This is a genomic window from Gallibacterium genomosp. 3 (assembly GCF_001678475.1).
Classification (GTDB): Bacteria; Pseudomonadota; Gammaproteobacteria; order Enterobacterales; family Pasteurellaceae; genus Gallibacterium; species Gallibacterium faecale.
Window position 1 is genome coordinate 112,116 of record NZ_JTJR01000019.1, and the last position, 6,763, is coordinate 118,878.

5 protein-coding genes are annotated in these 6,763 nt (G+C 36.4%); 2 read left to right on the forward strand and 3 right to left on the reverse strand.

Annotated elements, in window-relative coordinates:
* Complete coding sequence (locus QV06_RS05470) at window positions 1-1,488, forward strand: AbgT family transporter (RefSeq protein WP_082985046.1); 1,488 nt, start codon at window positions 1-3, stop codon at window positions 1,486-1,488.
* Here QV06_RS05470 and QV06_RS05475 read toward each other — a convergent pair.
* The 3 genes from QV06_RS05475 to QV06_RS05485 all read right to left on the reverse strand — a co-directional run bounded on the left by QV06_RS05475 (window position 1,455) and on the right by QV06_RS05485 (window position 4,865).
* The gene (locus QV06_RS05475) at window positions 1,455-2,375 is read right to left on the reverse strand and encodes a LysR family transcriptional regulator (protein WP_065237289.1); all 921 of its coding nucleotides are present in this window, start codon (window positions 2,373-2,375) and stop codon (window positions 1,455-1,457) included. The two genes, QV06_RS05470 and QV06_RS05475, sit on opposite strands and share 34 nt — an antisense overlap.
* A 155-nt stretch (window positions 2,376-2,530) precedes the next feature.
* Entirely contained in the window at window positions 2,531-4,333 is a 1,803-nt protein-coding gene (gene edd, locus QV06_RS05480) for a phosphogluconate dehydratase (RefSeq protein WP_156541976.1), read from the reverse strand.
* Window positions 4,334-4,343: 10 nt separating this feature from the next.
* Window positions 4,344-4,865, reverse strand: coding sequence for a gluconokinase (locus tag QV06_RS05485; RefSeq protein WP_065237290.1), 522 nt, complete (start codon window positions 4,863-4,865; stop codon window positions 4,344-4,346).
* A 310-nt stretch (window positions 4,866-5,175) separates the two neighbouring features.
* Between QV06_RS05485 and QV06_RS05490 the strand changes: the two genes are divergently transcribed.
* Window positions 5,176-6,543 (forward strand): GntP family permease, encoded by a 1,368-nt coding sequence (locus tag QV06_RS05490; RefSeq protein ID WP_065237291.1) that lies wholly within the window; start codon window positions 5,176-5,178, stop codon window positions 6,541-6,543.
* Window positions 6,544-6,763 lie beyond the last annotated feature (220 nt).

The window sequence follows — 6,763 nt, forward strand, 5'->3', positions numbered from 1 at the left end:
ATGGCTACCACATCAAAAACATTTGCCGATAGAATTGAGCATTTAGGAAATAAAATTCCTCATCCATTTTTTCTGTTTATTTATTTATGTATTGCAATTGCAATAATTTCATTATTTCTAAGCAATAGTAGTGTTATTCACCCTGCTACACAAAAGGTTGTTGCAGTTAAAAATATTATTAGCACAGAAGGATTACTTTATATTTTAAATTCTACTGTGCAGAATTTTATTTCATTTAAACCTTTAGGTTTGGTGTTATGTATGATGATAGCGATTGGTTTTATGCAAGAAGTTGGATTAGCCAGTGCTGCTATTAAAGCATTATTATTAAATACACCAAAAAAACTCGTGACTGCCAGTATATTTCTAGTTGGAATTATTGGAAATCTTGCCTCTGATGCTGCATTTATTTTAGTTCCACCTCTCGCTGGAATTATCTTTCTTGCCACTAAAAGAAATCCTGTTGTTGGCGTAGCTGCTGGATTTGTTGCTGTTGCAGCCGGATTTACAGCAAATATTTTTATTGCAGGCACCGATGTTTTATTATCTGGAATTACCAATGAAGTTATAAAATCTGTTTCTGATAAACAAATTACACCAGTGGCAAACTGGTATTTTATGTTGGTTTCTGTTCCATTTTTAGTCATTACATGTACATTCATTACTGAAAAAATTATTGAACCTAGATTTGCTCATCAACTTGATGATATTCAAAAAACACATACTCAAGATATTCATGATGTGACGGGACAAGAATATAAAGCGCTAAAAATAACCGGAATATTTGCATTAGCTTTTATATTATTACTTATACTATTTATTTATCCTGATAGTTCTCCATTACGTAATAAATCGGGTGGTTTAGTTCCCTCACCGCTATTAAATGGAATTATCCCAATACTAATTACTTTCTTCTTAAGCTGTTCACTATTATTTGGATTTATTGCGAAAAAATTGAATAGTGCTGAAGATATTCCAGAGTTTATGGCTAAATCTTTGCGAGGTGCCGGTAGTTATATTGTATTAGTATTTGTTATTGCCCAATTTATTGCTTGGTTTAATTGGACAAACTTATCTACTTATCTTGCCATAACATTGGCGAACTTCTTTATGCATTTAAATTTTCCACCTATTGTGATGCTTGCAGGATTAACCCTCTCTGCAGCGGCTATCAATCTCATTGTATTTAGTGGTTCAGCACAATGGGCAATGATGGCTCCTGTCTTTGTACCTGTATTTGTCTTACTGGGCATAGAACCTGAAGCTATTCAGATGGCCTATCGTATTGGTGATTCAACGACTAATGTTATCTCGCTAACTAACTCTTATATGCCAATGATATTAGCTATTATTGCTCAATACTCAAATAAAGTCCGTTTTGGTACATTTTTGGCTATGATGCTTCCTTATGCGATCATACTGCTCTTTAGTTGGATGGCTCTATTTTTAATTTACTATGCGCTTGGTTTACCAATAGGCCCAATGTAATCATTTATTGTTGCATCCCATTTTGGCAATAAAGCTAAACTAGATTCATGAAAAGCGGCTATCATCGGATGATGATGCCCTTTTCTTTTTATTATGCCAATGGTTCTTAATACTTTTGGCGAGTTTAATGGAATAAATTTAACTTTCTCATGTTGTTTTAAAAAAGCAAATGTAGATGAAAGAATTGAACAGCCTAAATTATTTTGTACCATACCAATTATCGTTTCAGCACGATTAATATTAAACTGAGGTGAATAATCCAATTTTAATTGTTGATAAGCTTCATCCACCAAATATCTAATCGAATTCTCCGGCGCTACACTAATATTTACTAGTGGATAAACTTCTTCCCAACTTACCTCTTTTTTCATTGCTAATGGATGTTCTTCATTACAAATAAAACATAAGTGATCATTAAATAATGGTAATCCTTCTAGATCAGTCCAATTTGGATCAATAATTGTCACGCCTATATCTGCTATACCTGAGCGTACTTCCATTTCAATTTGTTTATACTTCGTCTCTAAAAGAATAAAATTTGTATTCAAATACTTTTTCTGTATTTGAAAAATTGCCATAGGAATGAATGAAGCAGCTAACGAATATAAACTGGAAATAGTAAAATTTGACTGATCTATTTCTAATTTAAAACGTTCTAAACGCCCTACAATTTCTTTTGCTTCCAGGTAAAAACATTTCCCTTTTTCTGTAGGAACCAATTTATTATCTTGGCGAATAAAAAGTGGGCATCCTAATTGATCACTTAACCTTTTCATCGACTGACTTAAAGCAGATTGAGTAATAAAACATTTTTCTGCTGCCGATTGCATATTTTTTTCTTCCACCAGTAAAGTGAAAGCTTTTAATTGTCGGTAACTAATTTCCATTTTATTACTCCTATATCTAATAAGTAGTAAATAAAATAATAGCAATGTTAATTAAAATATATAACCCTATCAGCTAATAAGATAAAAAAATACCTCGCCATTGTGAGGTATTTATCTTAAACCACTATGTGAGGAAACTTTTCGTTACTTATCCCTTAATCTTCCTGATAAAGAATCGTAGCTCCTTGTTCTGCAGAAGAGACATTTTTCCTAAACAGAGAAAATAACTCTCTTCCTGACAACTGATAATCTGCTGATAAATCAATTTTAACTGCACTACGCTGTTGTAAATCAGTTAAACAACGTAAGATACCTGCTTCTGCATCAATTTCAATCATATCGCCAGATTGTAGATACGCTAATGGGCCACCTTTATAGGATTCAGGTGATACATGAATAATCGACGGCACTTTACCAGAAGCACCTGAAAGTCTGCCATCAGTCACTAACGCGACTTGTAAACCTTGCTCCATTAAGTTACCTAAAATTGGCATCAGTTGATGTAACTCTGGCATACCACGAGCCGCAGGGCCGCTATTACGTACCACGATCACAGCATTTTGTTGTAATTGCCCTTGTTTATAGGCTTTAACTACATCTTCCTGATCTTCAAACACAATCGCAGGCGCAGTAATTTTACGGTGTTCCGGTGCAACCGCACTAATCTTAATCACACCACGTCCTAAATTACCATCTACAACTTTTAAGCCACCTTGTGCACTAAATTCACAACCGGCTGGTGCAATAACATTTGGATCTGCCGTTTCGTTCACTTGTTGATAAACAATCTTGCCATCAACTAAGGTTGGTTGTGTGAAATAGTCTTGCATCGTGCCATAAATTGGCGTTGCTTCTAAATGCAATAACCCACGTTCTGCTAGACGTTTTAACAATAATGGCACTCCGCCTGCTTGATGAAAATCATTCACATCCACTGGTCCGTTTGGATAGACTTTCGCCAATAGTGGTACCACATTAGAAAGCTCAGCAAAATCATCCCAATTAATAATAAAACCAGCAGCACGTGCAACTGCGACCATATGCATTGTATGATTAGTGCTGCCGCCTGAAGCCAATAAGGCAACCAGACCATTTACTAAACTCTTTTCATCAACCACTTTCGCTAATGGACGGAAATCACTGCCATTATGGCTAATTTTAATCATCTGTTTACTAACTAACTCAGTTAATAACGGACGTAATGGGCTATTTACTGGCACAAAAGCTGAACCAGGCAACATTAAGCCCATAGCTTCAAACACTAATTGGTTGGTATTAGCTGTACCATAGAATGTACAAGTTCCATTACTATGATAAGCTGCATTTTCCATCTCTTGTAATGCCTCTTTACCCAGTTTACCCGCCGCATATTGCTGACGAATTGCCACTTTCTCTTTATTCGAAATCCCCGTTGACATCGGGCCTGATGGCACAAACGCAGTAGGTAAATGTCCGAACGCTAATGCGCCCATTAATTGACCGGGTGCAATTTTATCGCAAATCCCTAATAACAATGTGGCATCAAAGGTATTATGGCTAAGTCCTATTGCTGTTGCTTGAGCAATTAAATCACGTGAGAACAGAGAAAGATCCATCCCTTCTTGCCCTTGCGTAATCCCATCGCACATTGCAGGAACGCCGGTAGCAACTTGAGCAGAATGTCCCAATTCGCTAAGCACTTGTTTTATTTGCGCCGGATAGTCCAGATAAGGTGCGTGTGCACTCAACATATCATTATAGGCAGACACAATTCCCACATTAATAGTCGTAAAGTCGAGGATTGTCTTTTTCTGTGCCGGATAACAGGTCGCCACAGTATGTGCTAAATTTCCACAACTTAAATGAGCACGGCTTTTACCACGCGCTAATTGTTGTTCAATCCATTGTAAATATTGCTGACGTGTTGCCTTACTACGTTGGGTAATCCGTTGTGTAATTTCAGAGATAATTGGATTCATTATTTGCGCCTTATTCATTTAAAAATGGTTTAATTGCGGCAACACAACGAGCAACCACCGTTGCAAAAGGGGCATTAATATCAATATGAATCACATCTTTTTCATCAGCTTGAGGTTCTTCTAATGTCGCAAATTGACTTTTTAACATATCCACTTTCATATAGTGGCCTTGACGTTTTTGCATCCGAGATAACACCAGATCAAAATCCCCTTTAAGGTAAATAAACTTCACATCCTTATTCCCTTCACGGATTTGGTCACGATATTTTTTCTTTAATGCTGAACAGATGATAATCCCTTTTTCTGATTTTTGTTCTAAGCTAAACGCCGCATCACGAATACGTTCTAACCATGGTTCACGATCCTCGTCATTTAACGGATGCCCATCACGCATTTTAATAATGTTGGCACGAGGGTGAAGATCATCCCCATCAATTAATTTCATGCCTAATTGTTTAACAATTTCTGTACCTACACTAGTTTTACCTGTACTTGATACCCCCATAAGAATAAAACTTTTACCGATTGACATAACACACCTCATCATTAATTGGATAATTTCTAAAAACTGGCAACATCTTATCACGTTATCGGTAACATTCAACATCTGCTTAATTTTCTATAAAATTTTTGTGACCTTTGTCAATAAATAGGATAAATGACCAAAACATAATAAAAATGTATAAAAAATAATCTAAATTTAATAAATAATATGATCCAGATCTCACTTTTACAAAATTTAGAGGTTAGCCTCTTTTATTTTTCTTAGTTATCGGTAACATTTACACATTAAAAAATACTCATCTTATTTGTACGCAAAAATTCATTCGGAGGAATTTACTATGGCTCATGATGCAACTTCACTACTGTTGATTGCACTCTGTGCAGTAGCCACATTATTAGTTTTAATTATGCGCTTTAAAATTCATGCTTTCGTTGCATTGACGCTCGTTAGTTTATTAACGGCGCTCGCAACAGGCACCCCATTTGCGAAAATTGTACCAACAATGCTAACCGGCTTTGGTAATACCCTTGCCTCCGTTGTTTTACTGGTTGGTTTAGGTGCAATGATCGGTCGTTTACTTGAAATTACCGGAGGGGCAAAAGTATTAGCCGATACACTTATTGATAGATTTGGTGAAAAACGTGCTCCATTTGCATTAGGTGTCGCTTCACTTTTATTCGGTTTCCCAATCTTTTTTGATGCTGGGTTAGTGGTAATGTTACCGATAATCTTTAGTGTGGCAAAACGTTTTGGAGATTCAACATTAAAATATGCGTTCCCTGCTGCTGGTGCTTTCGCGGTAATGCACGCATTTTTACCTCCACATCCGGGTCCAGTTGCATCTGGTGAATTACTTGGGGTAAATATGGGTTTACTTGTAATCGTTGGTTTAATCACAGCCATTCCAACTTGGTATATTGGCGGTTATCTCTATGGTCAATTTATTGGCAAACGTATCCACATTCCACTTCCAACCACATTCTTAAGTAAAAATGTCGTATCAGAAACTGCAAACTTCGAAGTACCGAGCTTTGGTAAAGTATTATTCATTCTGTTATTACCACTTTGCTTAATCTTCTTAGATACTGGATTAAATACACTTAGCACTATTAAAGCGATTGATGGGTCACAAACTTGGGTTGAAATTCTTAGAATGTTAGGAAAAACGCCAGTAGCATTACTAATTACGTTATTAGCATCCATCTTATTATTAAAAGGTCAACGTACTAAAGAACAAATCGAAAAACTTTGTGATAGCGCATTAGGTCCAATCTGTTCTATCGTATTAGTAACAGGTGCTGGTGGTATGTTTGGTGGCGTATTACGTGCGAGTGGTATTGGTGATGTACTTGCACAAACGCTCTCTAATACTGGTTTACCAGTTATCGTGGCAGCTTTCGTTATCTCAACTTGTTTACGTGTTGCCCAAGGCTCGGCTACTGTTGCTTTAACCACTACCGCAGCATTAATGGCACCAACCATTACAGCAACACCAGGTTTAAGTCAATTTGACCTTTGCTTTATCGTGATTTCAATTGCTTCTGGTGCCACTGTATTATCTCACGTAAACGATTCAGGTTTCTGGTTAATCAGTCGTTTCTTAGATATGGATACAAAAACTACATTTAAAACTTGGACAGTATTAGAAACAATTCTTGGTGTCGTTGGTTTTACCATTGTTTCTATCGCAAGTATCTTCCTATGAATTAGATTTTTAAATAAAATAGTATCTATTTGAGGGGCATAGCAGGAGCTATGCCCTTTAAGTTTGATAGTGATGGAATTTTATTTAGGTTTCGTCCTAAAGGGCATTATTGTTTAGGTTTCGCCCTAAAAGGCGACTTCATTTTCTTTACTCGTGTAAAGAAAACGAAGCAAAAGAAACACGCCCTCGCACACTTGCTTCTCCTCATTCCAATAAGATT

Excerpts from the sequence above, each read along its gene's own strand:
- QV06_RS05475 (WP_065237289.1), bottom strand. The coding sequence starts at position 2,375 with ATGGAAATTAGTTACCGACAATTAAAAGCTTTCACTTTACTGGTGGAA.
- QV06_RS05470 (WP_082985046.1), top strand. The coding sequence starts at position 1 with ATGGCTACCACATCAAAAACATTTGCCGATAGAATTGAGCATTTAGGA.
- QV06_RS05485 (WP_065237290.1), bottom strand. The coding sequence starts at position 4,865 with ATGTCAATCGGTAAAAGTTTTATTCTTATGGGGGTATCAAGTACAGGT.
- edd (WP_156541976.1), bottom strand. The coding sequence starts at position 4,333 with ATGAATCCAATTATCTCTGAAATTACACAACGGATTACCCAACGTAGT.
- QV06_RS05490 (WP_065237291.1), top strand. The coding sequence starts at position 5,176 with ATGGCTCATGATGCAACTTCACTACTGTTGATTGCACTCTGTGCAGTA.